The following is a 22,700-nucleotide window of genomic DNA, read 5'->3' on the forward strand; positions in this document are numbered from 1 at the left end:
AGCGAGAACGTTCGGTTCGTCCGGATGGGCATCGGCAGCGGGCCGGTTCCCTACCAGGAGGCCTGGGAGGAGCAGCAGCGCCTGCACGCGCTGCGGCTCGCCGACGAGATCCCGGACACCGTCCTGCTGCTGGAGCACCCGCCGGTCTTCACCGCGGGCAAGCGCACCAAGCCCGAGGACCTGCCGCTGGACGACACCCCGGTGGTGCAGGTGAACCGCGGCGGTGAGGGCACCTGGCACGGCCCGGGCCAGCTGGTCGGCTATCCGATCGTCAAGCTGCCGGAGCCGATGGACGTGGTGGCCTACGTGCGGCGGCTGGAGGAGGCGCTGATCCGGGCCAGCGCCGACCTGGGCGTGGCGACCAGCCGGGTCGAGGGCCGCAGCGGGGTCTGGGTGCTGGGCGCGGAGCTGCCGGACGCCGTGGTGGACCCGGCGCAGGTGGTCGACATCGGCAAGCTGACCCTGCGGATGGGCCTGCCGATGGGCATCGACCCGCGGCTGGCCGGCCCCGAGTACGCGCCCTCCAACGCCGGCCAGCGGGGCGACGACCGCAAGCTGGCCGCGATCGGCGTCCGGGTCGCCCGCGGCGTGACGATGCACGGCTTCGCACTGAACTGCAACCCCGACATGACCTGGTTCGACCGGATCATCCCGTGCGGCATCCGGGACGCCGGGGTCGGCTCGCTCAGCACCGAGCTGGGCCGGGACGTCCCGATCGCCGAGGCGGTGCCGGCGGTCGAGCGGCGGCTGGCCGAGGTGCTCGCCGAGCTGCCCGAACCCGCGCTCCACCGCTGAGACCCCCTCCACCCGGAATCTACTGGCCGGTACCGGTGTTGCCCTGCGATTGCCGGGCACCGGCCCCGCACTGACCGCACAAGCACAGGCGTACCCTGGGGGTACCCCGCCTACTTCTAGGAGCCGCACGTGTCCGCTGTCGCACCCGACGGCAGGAAGCTTCTCCGCCTTGAGGTCCGCAACAGCGAGACCCCGATCGAGCGGAAGCCGGAGTGGATCAAGACCCGGGCCAAGATGGGCCCGGAGTACAACGCCCTGCACTCGCTGGTGAAGAAGGAGGGGCTGCACACGGTCTGCCAGGAGGCCGGCTGCCCCAACATCTTCGAGTGCTGGGAGGACCGTGAGGCGACCTTCCTGATCGGCGGGGACCAGTGCACCCGGCGCTGCGACTTCTGCCAGATCGACACCGGCAAGCCCGCCGACTTCGACGCCGACGAGCCGCGCCGGGTCGCCGAGTCGATCGTCACCATGGACCTCAACTACGCCACCATCACCGGCGTCGCCCGTGACGACCTGGCGGACGGCGGGGCCTGGCTGTACGCCGAGACGGTCCGCCAGGTGCACGCGATGACGGCCGGGCGGGCCGGCGGCCGGACCGGCGTCGAGCTGCTGATCCCGGACTTCAACGCGGTGCCGGAGCAGCTGGCCGAGGTCTTCTCCGCCCGTCCCGAGGTGCTGGCGCACAACGTCGAGACGGTGCCGCGGATCTTCAAGCGGATCCGCCCGGCGTTCCGCTACGAGCGCTCGCTGGACGTCATCACCCAGGCCCGGGCGGCCGGGCTGGTGACCAAGTCCAACCTGATCCTGGGCATGGGCGAGACCCGTGAGGAGGTCAGCCAGGCGCTGGCCGACCTGGTCGGCGCCGGCTGCGAGCTGATCACCATCACCCAGTACCTGCGGCCCTCGCTGCGGCACCACCCGGTGGAGCGCTGGGTGAAGCCGCAGGAGTTCGTGGAGCTGCAGGAGGAGGCCGAGGAGCTGGGCTTCGCCGGGGTGATGTCCGGTCCGCTGGTCCGCTCCTCCTACCGGGCCGGCCGGCTCTACCGGCAGGCGCTGGAGCACCGCGCGAACACCGCGGGCTGAGCGGATCGACGCTCGTCCGGGGCCCGGCCGCACCGCGCGGCCGGGCCTGCGTGCGTCCGCCGCCGAGCGCCGTACGGCGTAGGCCGCGGCGCCCACGGATTACGGTTCGGCCCGAAAGGGGACCGGGCTTCGTTGTCCGCTGGTCATGCCACGTACCATGACCATCATGGCGAGGGAAACATCCGATACTCCTGGGCGGCTCAAGCAGATCCGCCAGGCGTACATCATGACCAAGCAGGTCGACACCAAGATCGGCCTGATCCTCGGGGGCATCGGCCTCCTGACCTTCGGGGTGTTCCTCGCCCTCGGCTTCCTCATCGGGCACCCCGTCTACCTGGGGATCCTGGGCTTCATCGTGGCCTTCCTGGCCACCGCGATCGTCTTCGGCCGCCGGGCCGAGCGCGCCGCCTTCGGTCAGATGGAGGGCCAGCCGGGCGCCGTCGCGGCCGTGCTGAACAACATCCGCCGCGGCTGGAGCGCCAACCCGACCCCGGTGGCGGTCACCCGCAACCAGGACGCGGTCTACCGGGCGGTCGGCCGGGCGGGCATCGCGCTGATCGGTGAGGGCAACCCGAACCGGGTGCGGCCGCTGCTGGCGGCCGAGAAGCGCAAGATGGCCCGCGTGGTGGCCGACGTGCCGGTCCACGACATCATGGTCGGGGACGGCGAGGGCGAGGTGCCGCTGAAGAAGCTGCAGATCACCCTGATGCGCCTGCCGCGGGCGATCACCCCGGCGCAGGTCACCGAGACCAACGACCGGCTGCGCGCGCTGGGCGACCTGCTCTCCAAGGCGCCGATCCCCAAGGGCCCGATGCCCAAGGGCGCCCGGATGCCCAAGGGCGGCCAGGCCCGCTGACCCCCACCCCCACATCGCTTCGACATGCGAGAGGCCCCGCCGGCACCGGCGGGGCCTCTCGCATCTCACCGTTCCTCCGGGCTGCTCAGATCCGGACCTCGACCGTGCCCACGGCCTTGTCGTGCAGCCCCCGCTGGTCCCGGTCCCAGACCAGCGCCGGCACCACCAGGCAGAGCAGGAAGGTGCGCAGCAGCACCTGCGGGATGGTCGCCCGGCCGCCGTCCAGCCGGACCACCCGCAGGCCGAACAGCCGCTTGCCGAAGGTGGTGCCGGCGGTCGCCAGCAGCACCGCGTTGACGGCGAAGTAGACGCCCAGCCCGTACACGTTGGCCTTGGCCACGTCGCCGTGGGCGAGCAGGCCCAGCGCGATCAGGTTGGCGATCCAGCCGTCGACGAAGAGGGCGCCGATCCGGCGTCCGGGTCCGGCGATCGAGCCGGAGCCGGTCTGCGGGCGGCCCAGCCGCTCACCGCGGTAGCCGAAGTCGGCCCCCATGCGCTCGGCTGCGGCCTTGGGGCCCTCCAGCCACGATCCCAGTGCTTCTCTGCTGTCCACGAACCCACAGTAGCCGGGCTTATGCCGCTTTCCGGCGGCGGCTCCCCCTGCGGGTGAATCGCGCCGGCCCGCCCTCCGGCAGTGGTCCAGACCACTTTGACGGAACATCCGGGCGGCGGCCACGATTTGCCCGGTACCGTCCGCCTTTGCCATGCGTCCGGAAGTCCTGGTTAACATGGCAGAAACGATTAGGTCACCGTGAGGAAACGGCCGCTTCCTATCGTGAGCCAACCCTGGACCGGTTGGGACGGCCGGCCGACGAACGGGTAGAGGGAGGCTCCGATGTTCAACAATGCGGACGAAGTGAAGCAGTACATCGCGGAGAACGACATCAAGTTCGTCGATGTGCGGTTCTGCGACCTGCCCGGTGTGATGCAGCACTTCGCGGTCCCGGCGGCCACGTTCGACCCGGCCGAGACGCTGATGTTCGACGGGTCCTCGATCCGCGGCTTCCAGGCGATCCACGAGTCCGACATGGCGCTGGTGCCGGACCTGGCCACCGCCCGGCTGGACCCGTTCCGCGCCGAGAAGCACCTGAACATCAACTTCTTCATCCAGGACCCGATCACCGGCGAGGCCTACAGCCGCGACCCGCGCAACATCGCCAAGAAGGCCGAGGCCTACCTGGCCTCCTCCGGCATCGCCGACACCGCCTTCTTCGGCCCCGAGGCCGAGTTCTACGTCTTCGACTCGGTGCGCTTCGAGACCAGCGCCAACGCCTCCTACTACCACATCGACTCCGAGGCCGGCGCCTGGAACTCCGGCTCCGCCGAGGGCGACGCGCGCGGCTACAAGGTCAAGTACAAGGGCGGCTACTTCCCCACCCCGCCGGTGGACCACTTCGCCGACCTGCGCGCCGAGATGTCGCTGGAGCTGGCCAAGGCCGGCCTGGAGGTGGAGCGCCAGCACCACGAGGTCGGCACGGCCGGCCAGGCGGAGATCAACTACAAGTTCAACACCCTGCTGCACGCGGCCGACGACCTGATGCTGTTCAAATACATCATCAAGAACGTCGCCTGGCGCAACGGCAAGACCGCCACCTTCATGCCCAAGCCGATCTTCGGCGACAACGGCTCCGGCATGCACGTCCACCAGTCGCTCTGGGCCGAGGGCTCGCCGCTCTTCTACGACGAGCAGGGCTACGCGGGCCTCTCCGACACCGCCCGCTACTACATCGGCGGCCTGCTCAAGCACGCCCCCTCGCTGCTGGCCTTCACCAACCCCTCGGTGAACTCGTACCACCGCCTCGTCCCCGGCTTCGAGGCCCCGGTCAACCTGGTCTACTCCCAGCGCAACCGCTCGGCCGCCATCCGCATCCCGATCACCGGCTCCAACGCCAAGGCCAAGCGCATCGAGTTCCGCGCCCCCGACCCGTCCTCCAACCCCTACCTGGCCTTCGCCGCCATGCTGATGGCCGGCCTGGACGGCATCAAGAACAAGATCGAGCCCCTCCAGCCGGTCGACAAGGACCTCTACGAACTCGCCCCCGAGGAGCACGCGGGCGTCCCCCAGGTCCCGTCCTCCCTCGGCGCCGTCCTCCAGGCCCTGGAGGCCGACCACGAGTACCTGCTGGCCGGCGGCGTCTTCACCCCGGACCTGATCGAGACCTGGATCGACTTCAAGCGCAGCAACGAGATCGCCCCGATCGCCCTGCGGCCGCACCCGCACGAGTTCGAGCTGTACTACGACCTGTAGGGGTGCCCCCGAGCTGCGGAAACGCAGTTCGGTCTCTCAAAGTTTCCGCAGGTCAGATGCCCTTCTGGCCTGCGGAAACGCTGTCTTCCGACCCGCCTGACCGCCTGTCGGCTCGGACAGCTGCCAGTGGGGTAGGGCTTGCCGGCGACCTGCGGGGTGCACTCCCGGATCAGAAGACCGACCAGCCGGTGAGTGTGGTGAAGGCGTCCAGCGCGGCGATGCCGGCCACGGAGTTGCCGTGGGTGTCGAGGGCCGGCCCCCACACGCACAGGCCACAGCGGCCGGGGACGACGGCGAGGATGCCTCCGCTGACGCCGCTCTTGGCGGGCAGCCCCACCCGGTGGGCGACGTCCCCGGCGGCGTCGTAGGTGCCGCCGACCAGCATGACGGCATTGATTCGCTTGGCCTCGCTGCGGGTGAGCAGGCGGGTACCGTCGGCGCGGATACCGTGTCTGGCCAGCAGGCAGGCCGCCAGTGCGAGGTCACGGCAGGTCATGGTGATCGCGCACTGCTTGACGTAGTGGCGCAGGACGGTGCGCACGGGGTTGGCGAGCTTGCCATGGTCGGCCAGCAGGTGGGCGAGGGCTGCGTTGCGGTGGCCGTGGCGGTGTTCGGAGACGGCGACGCGGGCGTCGAAGTCGATGGCGGGGTTGCCGCTTTCCGCGCGGAGGAACTCCCGCAGGGCCCCGCTGGCATCGCCGGTCAGGGTCTGCAGGCGGTCGGTGACCACCAGCGCGCCGGCGTTGACGAACGGGTTGCGCGGCACGCCGCCCTCGCGCTCCAGCTGGGCCAGGGAGTTGAACGGCGAACCCGAGGGTTCCTTGCCCACCCGCTGCCACAGGGTGTCGCCATCGGTGGCGAGGACCAAGGCGAGGGTGAACACCTTGGAGATCGACTGGATCGAGAACGGTGTCCGCCAGTCGTCGGCGCCGTGGACCGACGCGGGGTCGGTGGCCGTGGCGAGGGCGATCCCGAAAGCCGCCGGGTCGGCGCCGGCGAGCGCCGGGATGTAGGCGGCCACCCTTCCTGTACCGGAGACCTGCCGCGCCGCGCCGGCCGCCCGCTCAAGCACCCGCCCGTACTCCATGGCTCCCCCCAGCGGCGCGACACCTTTGTCGGGCGCCCGGCCAAGGATGCGCGCGATGCCGGAACACGGGAAGACCGCGCGTTCACATCGGTACAGTTACCGAGAGAACGCACTCGTGCACCGAAAGTAGTACGCCCATGTCGGATGAGACATCCGCACACCTGATCTCGCACGAACCGAGCACCAGGATTCTGCGGCTCGACGAGGTCACCCCGACCCCCACTATCGTCAAATGCATGGGCCGGACCTACACGGCCACCCTGGTCGACGACGCCGTCGACATCCAGGACCGCACCGACATCACCAGCCCACGCAGCCTGGGAACCGCCCGCCCGGGCCCCATGACGGACCACTGGGAGGTCACCGACTCCCGCGGGGCCCTGCTGACCAGCACCGCGGACCTCCTTCACGCCGTGGCCCTGCTCCGGCAGGCCCAGTGGCCCCCGCGCGACCAGGCACCACTGCCACGAGCCAGGCTGAGTCCGTGTCACCACGCGAGCCGGGAGTCGACCGGTCCGTACCACCGGAGTTCATGAAATGGCCTGGCCTGCGGCGTGCAGCGTCACCGTGACCAGCGCGCCGCCTTCGGCCGCGGCGCCGATGGAGACGGTCCCCCGGTGCGTGGTCGCGATCTCCCTGACGATCGCCAGACCGAGCCCGGTCGAGCCGCTGACCTGCTCGCGGCTGGCGTCGAGGCGGACGAACCGGTCGAAGACCCGGTCCCGGTCCTCGGCGGGGATGCCGGGGCCGTCGTCCGCGACGGTGATCCGGACCAGGCCGGTCGCGGTGCGGCCGGCGGCGTTCGGGGAGGCGGTGACTCGAACCGTCGTGTGCGCGTGGCGGACGGCGTTGTCGAGGAGGTTGCGGAAGAGCCGCGACAGGTCCGCGCCGTCGCCGGTCACGGCCAGACCCGGCGGAACCTCGACCGAGACGGCGACGCCGGCCGGTGCGGTGGTCTCCGTCAGCTCGGCCAGCAGCGGTGCCAGTTCGACGCGTCCGCGGCGGGCGGCGGCTTTGCCGGCGTCGGTCCTCGCGAGCGTCAGCAGGTCGCTGATCAGCGCCTCCAGGCGGGTGGTCTGCCTCACCGCGCGCGTGGCGATGTCCGGCCACGGTGCCCGGTCCGGGTGGGCGAGGCCGACTTCCAGGCCGGTGCGGATCGCGGTGAGGGGACTGCGCAGTTCGTGGCTGGCGTCGGCGGTGAAGCGGCGCTGCCGGGAGGCGGAGTCCTCGAGCCGGGCCAGCATCGCGTTCATGGTCTGCGCGAGGTGGCCGATCTCGTCGTCGGTGCCGAGTTCCGGGACCCGTTGGCTCAGGTCCGCCGCCGAGAGGTCGGTGATGTCGGTGACGGCGCGGCGGATCCGCTCGACGGGTCGCAGGGCCCGGCCGGCCACGAGCCACACCGTGGCGCAAGCCAGGAGCAGCAGCGTCGGCAGCCCGATGATCAGCAGTCGCGCGAAGGTCTCGTTCACCTGGGAGAGCAGCGAAGTGGGCGTCAGGGTGACGACGGACACCGGTCGGCCGCCGACCGTGACGTGCTCGCCGTAGACCGTGACCTCGCCGGGGACGACGCCGTCGGCTGCCCCCAGACGGACCGGGGACGCGGCACCGGGTGGCAGGCCGTAGACGGCGGGCAGCGCGGCCAGGGTACGGGTGGCGGCGAGGACGCGGCCGTCGGCGGTCAGTACCTGGGCCTCGGCGGCCGGGTCGAGGGCGGAGGCCGGGAGCGGGCTCGGGAACGTGCCGTCGGCGGCGGCCGACTGCTGGATCTGGGTGGCATAGGTGCGCACCTGGCTCTGCACCGTGCGTCGTGCCGAGTCTGCCTGGAGCAGGTACATGATGACGAGGCCCAGGGTGACGGCGGCGGTCAGCGCCAGTCCCGCCGCGATGGTCACCCGTGAGCGCACCGTCGCGGGTCGGAGCCTCCTGATCGCCTCAGCCGTGGTCATGACCGTTCCCGGATGACATAGCCCTGCCCTCGCACCGTCTCGACGACGGACCGGCCACCCGTGTCAGGAACCCCGATCTTGCGCCGCAACCGGTGCACCAGCACTTCGACGACCGTCGGGTCGCCGTCGAAGTGGACGTCCCAGCAGTGCTCCAGCAGCTCGGTCTTCGACACGACCCGCCCGGCCGCCCGCAGCAGGTACTCCAGCACCGAGACCTCACGGGCCGTCAGCTCCAGCGGCTCGCCGCCGCGGGTGACGGTCCGGGTGGCGGGGTCCAGGGCCAGGCCGGCGGCGGTGAGCACCGCCGGCCTGGCGCCGAGTGCGCGCCGGGTCAGGGAGCGCAGGTGGGCGAGGAGCACCGGGTAGGAGAACGGCTTGGGCAGGTAGTCGTCGGCGCCGCTGTCGAGGCCCTCGGCGTGGTCGAGGTCCTCGTCCAGCGCGGTGAGCATCAGGATCGGGGTCCAGTTCCCGCGCTCGCGCAGCGTGCGGCACACCTGGTAGCCGTCCATGCCCGGCAGCATCACGTCGAGGACGATCACGTCGTGCGGGCTCTCGGTGGCCTTCCACAGCCCGTCCACTCCGCTGCCCGCGACGTCCACCACGTAGCCCTCCGCCGCCAGGCCCCAGGCCAGGGCCTCGGCGACGTCCGGCTCGTCCTCGACCACCAGCACTCGCATCTATCCAGCGTCCCTTGCGGTCAGCGCGGTGTGCGCGGGTGTGCGCCGCGCCGCGGGAGTGCCGGGGCCCGTTGCGGGCTTCAGGCGCAGGATACGGCGGGCCCGGTCCGGCAGCCACCAGTTCCACTCCCCGAGCAGGGAGACCAGCGCGGGCAGCAGCAGCATCCGCACCACGATCGCGTCCAGCACCACTCCGGAGGCCAGCCCGGCGGCGATCTCACGGACCGTCACGTCGTTGGCGGTGGAGAGCGAGGCGAGCGCGAAGAAGAGGATCACGGCGGCCGAGCTCACCAGGCGCCCGGTGCGGGAGACCCCCTCGATGATGCCGTCACGGGTGGACCCGGTGCGTTCGTAGCCCTCGCGGACCCGGGCCAGGATGAAGACCTCGTAGTCCATCGAGACCCCGAACAGGAATCCGAAGATCAGGACCGGTGCGAAGGCGTCGGTCGTGCCGTAGCTGCCGGCGCCCCACAGCGCCCGCATGCCGATGCCGTGCTGGAACACCAGCACCAGGACGCCGTAGGTCGCGGCCACCGAGAGCATGTTCAGCAGCACCGCCTTCGCGGGCAGCAACAGTGACCGCATCCCCCGGGCCAGCAGCAGGAACGTCACCAGCGCCACGATCCCGAACAGCAGCGGGAACGAGCCGTACGTGGCGTGGGAGGCGTCGATCTGCTGCGCGCCGTCGCCGCCTGCCAGCGCACCGGGTGCCACCGAGCCGCCCGCCGCACGGATGTCGGCCAGCGCGGTGCCACTGTGCGTACTGCCGATCTCGGTCCGCGGGATCGCGACCACCAGCGCCGAGCCGTCGCCGGGCGACCAGCCGGGTCCGGCCGCCACGGCGGCGCCGCGCAGGCTGGAGAGCGAGTTCAGCGACGCGACGACGGCCGGCGCGTCGGCGGCGTGCGGGACATAGACCGGCACGGCGGTCAGCGTGCCGGACGGCAGCCCGTCGGCCTCCAGCGCGTGCAGACCGTCGGTGTAGCTGCCGGCCGAGGCCATGGCGTGGGTGGTCGGCCGGGCGATGTCGGTCGTGGTCGCGGTGCCGGCCAGCGCGCCGAGCAGGCCGAGGCCGACGGCCGCAGCGAGCACCCGGTGCTTGACCACGCCGACCGACCAGGCGGTCCAGAACCTGCTGGCCGACGTCCGGCGCGACGCGCGGCGGGGCCAGTCGATCCGCGGCCCGACCTTGGACAGGATCGCGGGCAGCAGGGTCAGTGCGACGAGCGTCGCGGTGGACGGGATGAACAGCCCGGAGATCCCGATCCCGCGCACCACCGAGTTGGGGATCACGATCAGTGCGAACAGCCCGAGGGAGGCGACGACGCCGCTGAACCAGACGCTGTGCCCGGCCCTCTTCATCGCGGCGAGCACCGCCTCGTCGTTGGACTTCCCGGCGCCGCGTTCCTCGCGCCAGCGGGTGACCACCAGCAGGGAGTAGTCGATCGACAGGCCCAGCCCCAGCAGCGCGACGATGTACTGGACCGAGGGGTTGAGCGGTGAGGACGACGGCACGAGGTAGGTGAGGCCGTAGATGAGGACCTGCATCGTCAGGACGCTGATGAGAGCGGTGAGCAGCGGCAGCAGCGCCAGGAACGAGCCGAACACCCACGCCAGGACCAGCAGTGCGCCCGCGGCCCCGATGAGCAGCTCGGTCAGCACCGAGGAGTTGCCGCCGCCCGTGGTGTTCCCGGCCTCCAGGGCGTGGTAGCTGGTGCCGTGGACGGTCAGGTCCGGTACGGCCTGCCGCGCGGCGGCCGTCAGCTGGTCGACCTGCTCCGGGCCGATGTCGTCGTTCGGCTTCGGCGGGTAGGCGAGCAGGATGGTGCTGGTGCGGTCCGTGCCGACCAGTGCGGCGTCACCGCTGGCCGCGTAGGAGACGACACGCAGATCCGGCGCGGTCCTGGCGAGCGCGGCGTCGAGGCGGGTGAGGGCCTGCCTGACTTGGGGTGTGTCGACGGTCTGGCCCGCCGGGGTGTTGAGGATCAGCACGCCGGGGTCGGCGGCCGCGCCGCCGTAGTGCGCGGATATCGCGGTGTTGGCGGTGAAGGCCGGGCCGTTGACGTGGCTGCCGGGCTGCAGCCGGCCGGACAGCGAGGGCGCGAGCACCACGCCGACAGCGGTGATGGCGAGCCACAGCAGTCCGACGGCCAGGCGGTGCCGGGTCACCCGGATTCCGAGTCGTTCCATCAGATCCTCCCTGCGGACGGTGCCGGGCAGGTGTCCTGCCGGTCATCGGCACCGTAGGAAGGCTCAGCTTTCAGAACCCTTTCGTGCTGCGGCCACGGTCAGCCCGGCCGGGGATGCGCGGTGGCGCAATGCCGAGGGGCCCGCACCACGCATGTGTGCGCGGTGCGGGCCCCTCGCTGCTGGGCGGGTGCCGTGGCAGAAAAACTACAGCGGGCGAATGTTCTCGGCCTGCGGGCCCTTCTGGCCCTGCGTGACGTCGAACTCGACCTTCTGGCCCTCGAGCAGCTCACGGAAGCCGTTGGCGTTGATGTTCGAGTAGTGGGCGAAGACGTCGGGGCCGCCACCGTCCTGCTCGATGAAGCCGAAGCCCTTCTCCGCGTTGAACCACTTCACAGTGCCATTAGCCATAAAAAATTCTCCTTCAAGGGCTGTCCGAAGCCCGCACCGTGCGGACTCCGAGTCGCCGCGATGAGCACCCACCCGGGGAAGAGCCGGGAAACAAAAATGCGCCTACGAAACATCAGCAGGCGCACACAACGTTCATGGGAACCACTACTGCAACTACAGCCACAGTAGCAGGCGGCGGCCCGCCGCGGGGGGAATTCTCCGCCCCGGATCGTCGGGGCCCACCCCGGGAGCTGCCCGACCGGGGCGAAGGAGGCCGTCAACGGGCCTGGACAGCAGGCTGGTTGGCAGGGCGGGATCACCCCGTCCGGCCGACCGCCCCGCAGTGCGAGGACCGCAGGTGCGGCGCGTCCGCCCGCACGGTGGCGGCCGCCAGGTGGACGGATCACACCCACCGGAGCCGCGAGGGAGCGATCCGGAGGAGCGCACGCATCATTCAAGATCCCCGGGAATCGAACGTCCCGAGAAGGTCCGGTCGCGCGCTTGCGCCGCATACTGGAGTTGATGAACAAATTCGCAGCGGTCCCCCGTCACCTGCCCACCAGCCCGTTCAAGGCCCGAGTGGAGGCTCCACGCAAGCATTTCGCCGTCGGCGACCGGGTCACTCATGACACGTACGGCCTCGGCCGGGCCATCGGCGTCGAACTCCGAGGTGACAGCGACATCGCCGTGCTCGTCGACTTCGGATCGCACCAGGAACGCGTCACCCAGCCGTATACCGCCATGTTCAAGCTCTGACCCCGGGCGCCACCGCTCCCGGCCGGCCGTACCGCGCACCTCGCCGGCAGGGCAGCGCCGCCCAGGGCGGAGGTCTCGTCGTCCGGCGTGGCCGTCCAGGCGGACCTCCGACCCGAGCGGGCACCGTTCCGGCACTCCCCAGGGCGAAGCCGGTGGCAGGAGGCATGCCCGGCAACCGACGCGTCGAGCCGCGAGGGCACATGCCGGGTGCGCCGGCCTCCCGCCTGATCGCATGCTGCGTGGCGGCCTCGACCGGTCGGGGACTGCGGCGCGCGTCGTGGCAGTCGCGGACCGGCGGTCCGGCTCTCCTCAGGCGTGGTCGCGGCGGAGTTCGGCGTTGATGCGCAGGGCCTCTTCGAGTTGGTCTTCGAGGATGATGATGCGGCAGGCGGCGTCGAGGGGGGTGCCCTGGTCGACGATTTCGCGGGCTCGGGCGGCGATGCGCAACTGGTAGCGGGAGTAGCGGCGATGGCCGCCGGCTGATCGCTGGGGAGTGATGAGCTTGGCCTCGTCGAGGCTGCGCAGGAAGCCCGGCGTGGTGCCCAGGATCTCCGCGGCTCGACCCATGGTGTAGGCGGGGTAGTCGTCGTCGTCGAACTTCGTCTCTGCGCTCATGTGGTCCGCCGTGTCGTGGTCGGTGGCGAGGGTGGCCTGTTCCACCAGCACCTTCTTTCTCGGGAAACGGGTCGAGGGCCCCGGCGCTGTTGTGCGCCGGGGCCCAGGGATATGTGGATTCACTGCACCATCTACTGCACTACTGCTGCCGGCTGACTGGCCGGCCTGCGGTGTCCGCGCTGCCCGGGCGACGGGCAGGATGCGGGGATCGCGTATGCGTGACCGAGGACCACCTCTTCCATGACGTTCCATGTTGATGGCTACTGCGGTGACCGCCCGGCTGGTACTGCGCGCCGTGGCGGGCGATCCGACGGGGTGAACCCTTCCCTTCTCCTCTGGTGTGCATCGTGCGTACTGCGGTAATGCGGTAATGCGGTAATGCGATCCTGCGCGTGCGCGACCGCCACCGCCCCGGGCCCCACGCACAACCGGGCCCGCGACGCCTGACAGGTCACCCGTCTTCCGCCAAGAGCCCCTACTGCTTGACCGGGCCCCGCGTACTGACGACCTGCACGCCTCCTGCATCACTGCTGGCACTGCCAACTGCGGTACTGCTCGGGCAGTTCGTGTCTGCCCGTCCTGCGGTCCTGCTCTTCCAACACGAGGAACGTTACACAGACCGCCAGGCAATGTCTACTCTCGCCAGCACAGGTTTCCGTGTCCGGGCGCGGGGCTTTATCGCGGTGGCCCCGGTCGGTCCACGCTGGTCGAACCGCCGGTGCCGGAGTCCGGGACGAGGGCGTCGCGCAGGGCGTAGAGGTCGGCGACGGTGGCCTGCTCGGCCAGGCGTGCCAGGAGGCGGCGAAGGACCCTGTCGTCGCCGTCGCGGACCGCCTCGACGATTCCGGTGAGCACGGAGGTGTCGGTGCTCGGGGCGGACTGCTGCATCTCCACTCTCCTTCGCGCCCCGGCGGGGGCGGTGCATGCGCCCGGCCCGCACTCTGCGGCGCCCTGGTCGGGGCGGGAGACTACCGGCTGGGCGGTGGCCTGGAACTGCGGGGGTCCCGCTGCGGCGGTGCGTTCAGCGGGTTGGTGCGAGCGCGGTGAGCGCGGCGGCAAGGATGCCGTGGACGGCGGGCGCCGCCGAGCTGGAGGCGAGCAGGAAGCCGAAGGCCACGGCGACGCACGCCGTGAACCCGCTCGCCTGGCGCCGGCGCACCTGAATGGCGAGGACCACACCGAAGAACAGCACGGCCGACACATTGAGGACCACGGCCACCCCTCTGCGATCCGGCGGGCGGCGACCGAACCGCGCCCGGTATCTCTTCCAGCCATCACATATTTTTCCATGCCGCGATCACAGTTAGTGGAATTGCCGCGCCGCGTTCGGCGGCGTCGCGGGCCGGAGGCGGGCTCCGCGCGGGCCGGCTGCGGGGGCAACTCTCCTCGGGTCGATGTCGAACCCTGGTGGGCTGCTCGTCGACATCGCCGAGCTGGTGGAATCCGAGCACAGCAAGCGAACGCCTGCGACCACGGCCGTCCCGGGGGCGGCCGTCACCGGCCGCCTGGCGCCGGAGAGACTGTGGAACGAAATGGGCACTGCGGCAGTCGTCCTGACTGTCCGTCAAGTTTTGCGGTGCCTTCGAGCCGTGGAAACCTCCGGCCCTCGCGGACCTGTGCGAGAAGGGTTGACAGGGGATCAGGGGTGCTGGAGCCTTTCAACCGCCAGCGTCGAGGGCATTCGTCGGCACGACATTTCGCGATGAATTGTTAGCGCTAACACCCCCTCCGAGCCCACGCGGCATCCCGCAGCTTGTCATGATCACGCAAGGGCCACCCACCCCCACCACTCCGCCAGGAGGCGATGACATGCCCCACCGGAACCCGCGCGTCAAACGGCCGTCGCCGCGCGCCGGCCTGCGAAGGACGCTCGCCGGCGTGCTCTCGGCGCTGCTCCTCTCCCTGGTGCTCCCCCTGCTCTCGCTGAGCGCCGCCACGCCGGCCGCCGCTCTGGGCAACGGTCTGGCGGCCACTCCGCAGATGGGCTTCAACGACTGGAACGCGTACGGCTGCAACGTCTCCGACTCGCTGATCCAGTCCACGGCGCTCGCCATGCACAACAACGGCATGCAGGGCGCCGGGTACGAATACGTCAACATCGACGACTGCTGGATGACCCACAACCGGGACTCCGGCGGGCACCTGGTCCCGGACCCGAGCAAGTTCCCGAACGGGATCAAGGGCACCGCCGACTACGTCCACTCGCTCGGCCTGAAGCTGGGCATCTACGAGGATGCCGGGCTGCAGACCTGCGCGGGCTTTCCCGGCAGCCTCGGGCACGAGACCACGGACGCCCAGTCCTTCGCCTCCTGGGGCGTGGACTACCTGAAGTACGACAACTGCTACGCGGGGCCGGGCTGTGCGCAGAGCTCCTGCCCCAACGGCACCGAGGCGCCCGCGCAGTCCCGCTACGCCACGATGCGTGACGCGCTGGCCTCGGCCGGCCGGCCCATCCTGTTCAGCCTGTGCAGCTGGGGCCAGGACAACGTGTGGACCTGGGGCTCCGGCATCGGCAACAGCTGGCGCACCACCGGTGACATCAATGCGAGTTACTCCAGCATGTTGTCGATCTTCCACAGCAACGTGAACCTGGCCGCCTATGCCGGGCCCGGCCACTGGAACGACCCGGACATGCTGGAGGTGGGCAACGGCCCTCTCACCGACACCGAGAGCCGCTCGGAGTTCAGCCTGTGGGCGGAGATGGCGGCCCCGTTGATCGTGGGCACCAACGTCGCCTCGGCCAGCCAGGCCACCCTGGCCACGCTCACCAACAGCCGGGTGATCGCGGTGGACCAGGACTCCCTCGGCAAGCAGGGCACCATGGTGTCCTCCAGCGGCGGCCTCGACGTGCTGGCCAAGCCGCTGGCCAACGGCGACGTCGCGGTGGCGCTGTTCAACGAGACCGGGTCGACCGCGACCATCAGCACCTCCGCCGCGGCGATCGGCAAGACCGGGGCCTCCGGCTACAGCCTCACCGACCTGTGGTCCGGTGCGACCTCGACCACATCGGGCGGCATCAGCGCCTCGGTCCCGGCGCACGGCACCACCATGTTCCGGGTCGCCGGCGGCACCAGCGGCGCAACGGGCGGCGCTGTGCGCGCGGTGGGCGCGGCCAAGTGCCTCGACGTGCCGAACGCGACCACCACCCCGGGCACGCAGGTGATCATCTGGGACTGCAACGCCCAGCCGAACCAGCAGTGGACGTACACCTCGTCCAACCAGCTGACGGTCTACTCCGGCGGCAGCCAGATGTGCCTGGACGCCTACAACAGCCAGACCACGCCCGGCACCAAGGTCGACATCTGGAGCTGCAACAACCAGGCGAACCAGCAGTGGAAGGTGAACACCGACGGCACCATCACCAGCGTCCAGTCCGGACTCTGCCTCGATGTCACCGCCAAGTCCACCGCCGACGGCGCCACGGTCGGCCTGTGGACCTGCAACGGCCAGAGCAATCAGCAGTGGGCCCTCTGAGCTCACCCAACGGCCCGCTCCTCGGCTGAGGGGCGGGCCGTCCGGCGCGGCGGCGAGCCGTCAGTGGACGTCGAACCGGTCGACGACCAGCCAGCTGCCGCCCGCCTTGGCCAGGCTGAGGGTGTGCCGGCCCGGTGCCAGGTTGCTGACGCTGTACAGGGTCTGCTGGGACTGGCGGCTCGCCGAGAAGGCGTTGACGCTGCCCCGGGAGGCGCCGTCGAGCGAGACCGCGATGGTGCCCTCGTCGGAGTTGGTCTCGGTGAGGAAGCTGATCCCGGTCCCGGTGAAGGTGACGGTGGCCGAGTCGCCGTTGTTCGCCGTGGCGTGGACATCGTCCCCGTAGTCGCCGAGGCCGCGGTTGGTGGAGTCCAGCCACGGGCTGCCGTTGTAGGCGATGGAGGGGGCGTTGTCGTTGTAGGTGCCGGTGACGTCGAAGGCGTCCAGCGTGGCCCAGGTGCCGCTGCGCTTGACGAACTGGACGGTGTGGCTGCCCGCGCTCAGCCCGCTGGTGCTCCAGATGGTGACCTGGGCCTGGCGGGTGGCGGAGCCGGTGTCGAACAGGCCCTGGGAGGTGCCGTCGAGGAAGACCTCGACCTGCCCCTGGTCGCTGTTCTTCTCGCCGATCACGGAGACGCCGGTGCCGGTGAAGGTCAGCGCGGCGGTGTCGCCGTTGCCCGTCGTGGCGTGCACGTTGTCGTTGTAGTCGCCGAAGCCGCGGGTGCCGTTGGCCGTCCAACCGCTGCCGGTGTAGGAGATCGCGGTGTCGTCGTCGTCGACCCTCCCGGTCATCGGCCGGTAGGCGGCATCGGGGCCGGCGGCGGCGATGATGGACTGGGCGGCGGAAGGCCAGGCGCCGCCGGAGACGATCGTGGCCTGGTTGAAGGTGATGTTGGTGCCGCGGTTCAGCTCCGAGGTGGTGTCGGAGTAGTTGTCGTGGATGGTGATGTCGTGGATGGTCGGCGTCCACATGCCGATCCAGTCGCCGCCGCCGGTGCGGGTGACGTTGTCGTGGGTGTTCCAGTAGGAGCTGCCCTCGTCCTGGTACAGCCGGTTGTTGGTGTGGTTGCCGACCTCGACCAGGTTGCCCGCGAGCACGGAGGTGGTGGAGCCGTCCCCATTGCCCTGGCCGCCGTTGGTGTAGATCGGGCCGCCGTCGTTGAGGACGCCCATCACGTCGTGCACGTGGTTGTTCAGGATCTGGTTGCCGCCGGCGTAGATGGTGCCGTGGGCACAGTTGCCCAGGCCCTGGGCGGACTGCATGGAGCACGGGGAGGCGTAGCCCCAGCCCCAGCCGAGCGACATGCCCGAGTAGGGGGTGTGGCCGATGTCGTTGTGCGAGATGGTCAGGTTGCGGGTGTAGCCGGCCCAGATGCCGACGGCGTCGGAGTAGTCCTGGCCGACGTGGTCGATCCAGTTCTCGGAGACGGTGTCGCCTGTGGTCATCCGGCTGGTGTCGGTGAGGTAGTAGTCGTCCACCTCGCCGACCGAGACGCCGCCGCCGGAGTTGTCGTGGACGAAGCTGCCGGTGATCGTGGAGTTCTGGGTGCCGTCGGCGAGGTCGATGCCGGTGCCGCCGGTGTGGGCGATCTCGTCGCCGGTGAAGGCGATCTTCGAGCCGCGGTGGACCTGGACGGCGGCGGGGATGCGGATGGGGGCGTGGCCGCTGCCGGTGTCCCACAGCACGCCGGCCTGGTTGTCGATGTAGCCGGCCGTGGAGGGCAGCGTCCAGGTGGTGTAGTCGAAGGTCAGGCCCTGGAAGGCGATGTCGTGAGCGGGCGTGACCGCGTCCGGCACCACGGTCAGGCCGTCGATGACCAGGTACGACCCGGAGGTCTTGACCAGCTTGACGGTGTGCTGGCCCTTGGTGAGGCCGCTGACCGAGGCGATGACCTGCTGGGCGAGCCGGGAGGAGGTGGCGGCGGTCACGCTCTGCACCTTGGCGCCGTCGACGTAGACGTCGATGCCGCCCTCGTCGCTGTTGGTCTCCGACAGCACGTCGATGCCGGTACCGGTGAAGGTGTAGCTCATCGAGTCGCCGTTGACCGTGGTGGCATGCGCGTCGTTGAGCAGGTCGCCGAAGCCGCGGCCGGTGGAGTACCCCCAGCCCGAGCCGCTGTACGAGATCGCCGGGTCGGTGTCGTTGACCGGGGCGAGGTGGCCGGGGGTGCCGCTCACGTTCAGCAGCGTCTGCTGGGTGGGGAGCTCCACGTCCGCGGCGCTGAGGTTCTCACCGCTGCGCGGCTCGTAGTACAGGAGGCCCGCCGCGCTGTCCAGGTAGAACTCGCCCGGGGCGTTGAGCAGTTGGTAGGCGTTCTCCAGGTAGCTGACCGAGTTCAGGGTCGGCAGGCCGGCACCGTTGAAGGGGAAGCCCCGGTTGGGGACGGCGGTGTTGTTGTTGGCGAAGCAGGTCGGATCGACGTTGAGGCTGGACCCGCCGCCACTGGGCACGGTGATGCTCGCCAGCGGGCAGCGCATCTGCTTCCACTGGCTGTTGGTCACGACCTCCACCGACGAGGCGTTGGTGAACGAGGCGTAGGAGGGGTCGGAGGTGGTGAAGCTGGACCCGGAGAGAGTGAAGCCGGAGGGGTTCAGCGGGCCGCGGGCGCGCTGGGCCCGCACCCCGTTGACGAACAGCTGCCGGCTCTGCGTGCCGGCGGGCACGGCGGCGCGGTAGATGTTCTTCGAACTGTCGAAAACCGAGAACCCGGTCACCTGGGTCGCCCCGCTCAGCACCGGGACCTCGCCGGGGTAGCCGATCCAGGCGACCTTGTTGCCGTTCTGTCCGGAGTCGGCCGCCCCGAGGGTGAAGGCCTGGGAGAGCCGGTACGTGCCGCCGCGCAGGTACACGTCGATGTCGGCGGCCATGCCGGGGGTCAGGCTCTCCACCTTGCTCTTGGCCCCGTCGAGACTGCACGGCGCGCTCAGCGAGCAGGTGCTCCCGGTCCCGGAGGGGGAGGCGTACAGCACGGTCGGCGTGGCGGCCGCCGCCGGGCCGGCCGCGGTGACCGCGGCGCAGACGAGCGCGCCGACGGTTGCGACACCGCCGATGCGGCGGCCGAGTCTGAGGCGAAACAGCGACATTGATGCTCCTTCAGGAATGGGTGGTCCCCCGGCGGAGTCGGACCCGGCCACCGCGGGGGCGGCGCTCACCGGCCCGGGGACATCGTCCGCGAGAGGAGAGATATTGATCCGATGAATATCTGAGGCATCGGCCATCCCGCTCACCAAAGATCCGGGATGTGCGGACCCTCTGCCCGTCATACATCGGAGGTATATCTCGGGAGGACAGTATGGTCGCCACCCGCCGCAGGCAAGAGGCCGCACACGGGAATCCGCCGCGTTGCTCGGAGGCCGGGCGCACCGGTGGCGCCGGATCCGCCGCATCCCGGCTGATCAGGGCTGGGAAGTTCCCACTACCGGTGGCGAGGGCGCGGCGTGGCCACCAGGTGTCCGTCAGGGCGCTCATGCACTTCACGGACAATCCGGATGCCATCGTGCACGCCGATGACCTCGAGAACGGGGCGTTGCACGCGATTGGCAGTGTCCGGTAGGCCCGTGAGCTCGGCCGTTGGGTGCGGTGGCACGGTCGGTCGTATGTTTGGGCCCCGTGACGAGAGTTGAGAACGCGCGGAACCGGATATCCTTGCGGCCCAAGGCCGTTCTGTTCGCGGCGGCGGCGATGGCCGCGCTGCTCGCGGTGGCCGGGTGCGGGCCGGAGGACGGGTCGGGCGGGGCGCCCGCCGCCTCGGTGGCGGCGGTGTCCTCGGCACCGGCCGCGGCGGCTTCGACGCCGGAGGCGGCGAGCCCCAGCGCCGCCAGTCCCAGCGCAGCGAGCCCCAGCGCCGAGCCGAGCAGCGCTCCCCCGGCGGCGCCGACCCACACGACGGCGGCCCCGGTGCCCACCCGCACCGCGCACAGCACGCCGCCGGCGCCGGCACCCGTGCCGACGCCGGCGCACACCTCGCAGGCGCCGCCCGCGCCGCAGACGCCGCCCGCCGCGGCGGCCGGGTGCACCACCGACTCCAAGGGCAACTGCATCGTGCGGGGGCGCTTCTGCCCCAAGATCTCCTACGGCGGGACCGGGACCGATGCCTCCGGCGCCACCCTGCACTGCGAGGACAACAACGGCTGGCGCTGGGAGTGACCGTCAGCCGAGCAGATCGACGTTGCCGTCGAACTGCCAGAGCGGATTGGGCACCGCCTTGCCGTCGATGACGATCAGGAAGTAGCCGTTCAGCTGGACCGGGCCGTCGCCGTCGGCGGTGTAGCGGCCGTTGGCGGAGACGTCGACCTGGTAGATGGCCTGCGCGGTGGCGTTGTAGCCCGGGACGGTCCAATTGACCGTGCAGCGCCAGTCGTTGCCCGGCCCGGCCTGGGCGCCCAGGCCCTCGCTCTTGTCGCAGTTCGCGGTGGCCTGCAACTGGGCCTCGGTGACGGTGGGTTGGCGCATCTGTGACTGCTGGTAGCGGTAGAGGTGGGCGAAGGCGACGGCCATCGAGCGCTGCACCTTGTCCTGGGTGATGCCGGAGCCGCCCGCACCGGTCGAGAGGGAGACGGCGGCCACCGTCACGGCGAGCAGGCCGGCCAGCGGGGCGGCGCCCAGGGTGAGCGCCCGGCGGCCGGCGCCGTCGTTGTTGAGGTTGGTGAAGTCCCTTCGCAGGAAGAGCAGATAGGCCAGCATCGTGGCGAGGACCGCCCAGGCCAGGCTGACGCCGACGCCGATCAGCAACGGCCCGAGCTGCCGGGGCTCGGCGAAGAGCCCGTTCCAGGAGATGAAGGCGTACCCGGGCAGCGCCAGCCGCACCGCGACCGGCAGCGGCAGCAGTTGGGCCACCTGCATGCCGAGGGCGGCGAGCATCGGCAGCAGCAGGCCCATCGGGGAGCGGCCCAGGGCGATGGAGCCGAGCAGGCCGATGGCGGCCAGCGCGAGGGTCGGCGCCAGCGCGCAGAGCCAGGCCAGCAGCACGTCGCCGGCCGCGTCGGTGCCGCTCAGCAGGTGCCCGTCCAGCCCGACCAGCGGCTGGTTCCCCTCTGCGAGCAGTCCGCCCGCGATGCCGGACAGGGCCAGGCCCGTGACCAGCAGGACGATCACGGTGAGGCTGGCGATCGCCTTGGCCGCGAAGATCCGCCGGTACGAGCGGACCGTGATGAGCAGGTGCCGCCAGGTGCCGAGCCGGTCCTCGGAGGCGAAGACGTCGCCGGCCACCATCGAGGTGACCAGCGGCAGCGCCCAGCTGCCGGCCACGCCGAGCACCACCAGCGGTCCGGCCCAGGCGGTGGCGTGCATCCAGCGGCCGAACAGGGTGTCCGAGGGCAGGGTGCCCTGCTGGGCGACCGCGAAGACCAGCACGCCCGGCCCGAGCCAGCAGAGCAGGAGCAGCACCCGCACCCGCCAGGCGGAGAACTGCTTGACCAGCTCCATCCGGAGGATCCGGGAGACCGGGACCGCCCGCCGGGCCCGAGCGGCGGGGGCGGCGGGGGCGAGGGTCGCGGTCATCGGTCGGCCTCCTGGTCGGTCAGGGCGAGGAACGCGGCTTCCAAGGGCGAGACCACGGTGGTCAGTTCGCGCACGGCGAGGTCCGCCCGCACCAGTCGGCCGACGAGTGCGTCCACGGCCGCCGTCCGGGCGTGCAGGACGAGCACCTCGCCGTCCGTGTGCTCGTCGAGCAGTCGGATGCCGGGCGTCCCGGCCGCGATCGCGCGGGCGGCGGCCGGGTCCGAGGCGCGCAGCCGGTAGTCGAGTTCGCGGTTGTCGTCGGAGAGCTTCTTCAGCGGGCCGGAGAAGACCACCCGGCCCCGGGCCAGGATGGTGACCTCGGAGCAGAGCGCCTCCAGGTCGTCCATCCGGTGGCTCGACAGCACGACCGTGGCGCCCTCCGCCGCCAGCCGGCGCAGCACGCCGTGCACGTGCTTCTTGCCGGCCGGGTCCAGGCCGTTGGAGGGCTCGTCGAGCACCAGCAGCCGCGGCTTGGTGAGCAGCGCCGCGGCCAGCCCCAGCCGCTGGCGCATGCCCAGCGAGAAGCCGCGGACCTTCTGGTCCGCGGCCGCGGTGAGCCCGACCTGCTCCAGGACCTCCGCGATCCGGCCCTGCGGCACCTCGTCGACGCTCAGCTCGGCGACCGTGGCGAGGTTCTGACGGGCCGTCAGCGTCGGGTAGAGGCCGGGCCCGTCGACGAACCCGCAGACGCCATCGGGCACTTCGCTGCCGCGGCCGAGCGGGGTGCCGAGGATCTCCAGGCTGCCCGAGTCGGCGGTGGCCAGGCCCAGCAGCAGGCCGAGCAGGGTGGTCTTGCCGGCGCCGTTCGGGCCGACCAGGCCGTGGATCTGCCCCTGCGTGATGCTCAGTTCGACCTGGTCGAGTGCGACCAGGTCACCGAAGGCCTTGGTGATGCCCCGGCCCCGGACCGCGACGAGTGTTTCCATCTGTCCATCCCTCGGTCGGTGAGTGGAGTGCCGGGGGGGGGCCCCCCGGGGGCCCCCCCCCCCCCGGGGGGGGGGGGCGGGCCGGGGGCCCGCGGGGGGGGGGGCCCCCAAAAGGTGGGGGTAAACTATTTCGAGGCGCCCGGGGTACTAACCGGACCCCGGG

General features: G+C 71.0%; 20 protein-coding genes. 8 read left to right on the top strand and 12 right to left on the bottom strand.

Annotation, left to right across the window (positions count from 1 at the left end):
* Positions 1–24: 24 nt before the first annotated feature.
* From lipB to ACFYNO_RS03055, 3 genes are all read left to right on the top strand, one after another.
* A complete protein-coding gene (gene lipB, locus ACFYNO_RS03045) occupies positions 25–795 on the top strand; it encodes a lipoyl(octanoyl) transferase LipB (RefSeq protein WP_388004347.1) in 771 nt (256 codons plus the stop codon).
* A gap of 129 nt (positions 796–924) precedes the next feature.
* Positions 925–1,878, top strand: coding sequence for a lipoyl synthase (gene lipA, locus ACFYNO_RS03050; RefSeq protein WP_388004208.1), 954 nt, complete (start codon positions 925–927; stop codon positions 1,876–1,878).
* A gap of 166 nt (positions 1,879–2,044) precedes the next feature.
* Positions 2,045–2,734, top strand: coding sequence for a DUF4191 domain-containing protein (locus tag ACFYNO_RS03055; protein WP_388004211.1), 690 nt, complete (start codon positions 2,045–2,047; stop codon positions 2,732–2,734).
* A gap of 85 nt (positions 2,735–2,819) precedes the next feature.
* On the opposite strand, the gene ACFYNO_RS03060 is transcribed toward ACFYNO_RS03055, so the two are convergent.
* Positions 2,820–3,287, bottom strand: coding sequence for an RDD family protein (locus tag ACFYNO_RS03060; protein WP_388004214.1), 468 nt, complete (start codon positions 3,285–3,287; stop codon positions 2,820–2,822).
* 282 nt (positions 3,288–3,569) lie between these two features.
* On the opposite strand from ACFYNO_RS03060, the gene glnA reads away from it, so the two are divergent.
* Complete coding sequence (gene glnA / locus ACFYNO_RS03065) at positions 3,570–4,982, top strand: type I glutamate--ammonia ligase (RefSeq protein WP_388004217.1); 1,413 nt, start codon at positions 3,570–3,572, stop codon at positions 4,980–4,982.
* 169 nt (positions 4,983–5,151) lie between these two features.
* Here glnA and ACFYNO_RS03070 read toward each other — a convergent pair whose 3' ends face one another.
* A complete protein-coding gene (locus ACFYNO_RS03070; protein ID WP_388004220.1) occupies positions 5,152–6,069 on the bottom strand; it encodes a glutaminase in 918 nt (305 codons plus the stop codon).
* A gap of 137 nt (positions 6,070–6,206) precedes the next feature.
* Between ACFYNO_RS03070 and ACFYNO_RS03075 the strand changes: the two genes are divergently transcribed.
* Positions 6,207–6,605, top strand: a complete 399-nt coding sequence (locus ACFYNO_RS03075; protein WP_388004223.1) for a hypothetical protein — start codon at positions 6,207–6,209, stop codon at positions 6,603–6,605.
* On the opposite strand, the gene ACFYNO_RS03080 is transcribed toward ACFYNO_RS03075, so the two are convergent.
* The 4 genes from ACFYNO_RS03080 to ACFYNO_RS03095 form a co-directional block, all read right to left on the bottom strand.
* Positions 6,600–7,961, bottom strand: a complete 1,362-nt coding sequence (locus ACFYNO_RS03080) for an ATP-binding protein (RefSeq protein WP_388004226.1) — start codon at positions 7,959–7,961, stop codon at positions 6,600–6,602. The two genes, ACFYNO_RS03075 and ACFYNO_RS03080, sit on opposite strands and share 6 nt — an antisense overlap.
* 50 nt (positions 7,962–8,011) lie before the next feature.
* Positions 8,012–8,692 (bottom strand): response regulator transcription factor, encoded by a 681-nt coding sequence (locus tag ACFYNO_RS03085; RefSeq protein ID WP_388004229.1) that lies wholly within the window; start codon positions 8,690–8,692, stop codon positions 8,012–8,014.
* Positions 8,693–10,882 (bottom strand): MMPL family transporter, encoded by a 2,190-nt coding sequence (locus ACFYNO_RS03090; RefSeq protein ID WP_388004232.1) that lies wholly within the window; start codon positions 10,880–10,882, stop codon positions 8,693–8,695.
* A 204-nt stretch (positions 10,883–11,086) separates the two neighbouring features.
* Positions 11,087–11,290, bottom strand: coding sequence for a cold-shock protein (locus tag ACFYNO_RS03095; RefSeq protein ID WP_031068443.1), 204 nt, complete (start codon positions 11,288–11,290; stop codon positions 11,087–11,089).
* A gap of 501 nt (positions 11,291–11,791) precedes the next feature.
* Between ACFYNO_RS03095 and ACFYNO_RS03100 the strand changes: the two genes are divergently transcribed.
* Positions 11,792–12,025, top strand: coding sequence for a hypothetical protein (locus tag ACFYNO_RS03100; RefSeq protein WP_388004236.1), 234 nt, complete (start codon positions 11,792–11,794; stop codon positions 12,023–12,025).
* Positions 12,026–12,334: 309 nt separating this feature from the next.
* Here the strand turns inward: ACFYNO_RS03100 and ACFYNO_RS03105 are convergent, their stop codons facing one another.
* The 3 genes from ACFYNO_RS03105 to ACFYNO_RS03115 all read right to left on the bottom strand — a co-directional run bounded on the left by ACFYNO_RS03105 (position 12,335) and on the right by ACFYNO_RS03115 (position 13,859).
* Complete coding sequence (locus ACFYNO_RS03105) at positions 12,335–12,640, bottom strand: MerR family transcriptional regulator (RefSeq protein ID WP_388004350.1); 306 nt, start codon at positions 12,638–12,640, stop codon at positions 12,335–12,337.
* A 675-nt stretch (positions 12,641–13,315) separates the two neighbouring features.
* Positions 13,316–13,528, bottom strand: a complete 213-nt coding sequence (locus tag ACFYNO_RS03110; RefSeq protein ID WP_388004239.1) for a hypothetical protein — start codon at positions 13,526–13,528, stop codon at positions 13,316–13,318.
* Between the two features lie 133 nt (positions 13,529–13,661).
* Positions 13,662–13,859: a hypothetical protein gene (locus ACFYNO_RS03115; RefSeq protein ID WP_388004241.1), complete on the bottom strand. Its 198-nt coding sequence runs from the start codon at positions 13,857–13,859 to the stop codon at positions 13,662–13,664.
* Between the two features lie 590 nt (positions 13,860–14,449).
* Between ACFYNO_RS03115 and ACFYNO_RS03120 the strand changes: the two genes are divergently transcribed.
* Entirely contained in the window at positions 14,450–16,114 is a 1,665-nt protein-coding gene (locus ACFYNO_RS03120; protein ID WP_388004244.1) for a glycoside hydrolase family 27 protein, read from the top strand.
* 60 nt (positions 16,115–16,174) lie between these two features.
* On the opposite strand, the gene ACFYNO_RS03125 is transcribed toward ACFYNO_RS03120, so the two are convergent.
* Entirely contained in the window at positions 16,175–19,195 is a 3,021-nt protein-coding gene (locus tag ACFYNO_RS03125) for a hypothetical protein (RefSeq protein ID WP_388004247.1), read from the bottom strand.
* A gap of 526 nt (positions 19,196–19,721) precedes the next feature.
* On the opposite strand from ACFYNO_RS03125, the gene ACFYNO_RS03130 reads away from it, so the two are divergent.
* Entirely contained in the window at positions 19,722–20,258 is a 537-nt protein-coding gene (locus ACFYNO_RS03130; protein ID WP_388004250.1) for a hypothetical protein, read from the top strand.
* 3 nt (positions 20,259–20,261) lie between these two features.
* Here the strand turns inward: ACFYNO_RS03130 and ACFYNO_RS03135 are convergent, their stop codons facing one another.
* Together ACFYNO_RS03135 and ACFYNO_RS03140 are read right to left on the bottom strand one after the other, a co-directional pair.
* Positions 20,262–21,611, bottom strand: coding sequence for an ABC transporter permease (locus ACFYNO_RS03135; RefSeq protein WP_388004253.1), 1,350 nt, complete (start codon positions 21,609–21,611; stop codon positions 20,262–20,264).
* Positions 21,608–22,537, bottom strand: a complete 930-nt coding sequence (locus ACFYNO_RS03140) for an ABC transporter ATP-binding protein (protein ID WP_388004256.1) — start codon at positions 22,535–22,537, stop codon at positions 21,608–21,610. The genes ACFYNO_RS03135 and ACFYNO_RS03140 overlap by 4 nt, the downstream gene beginning before the upstream one ends.
* Between the last annotated feature and the right edge of the window lie 163 nt (positions 22,538–22,700).

The sequence above is a fragment of the Kitasatospora sp. NPDC006697 genome (genome assembly GCF_042869935.1).
Taxonomy (GTDB): domain Bacteria; phylum Actinomycetota; class Actinomycetes; order Streptomycetales; family Streptomycetaceae; genus Kitasatospora.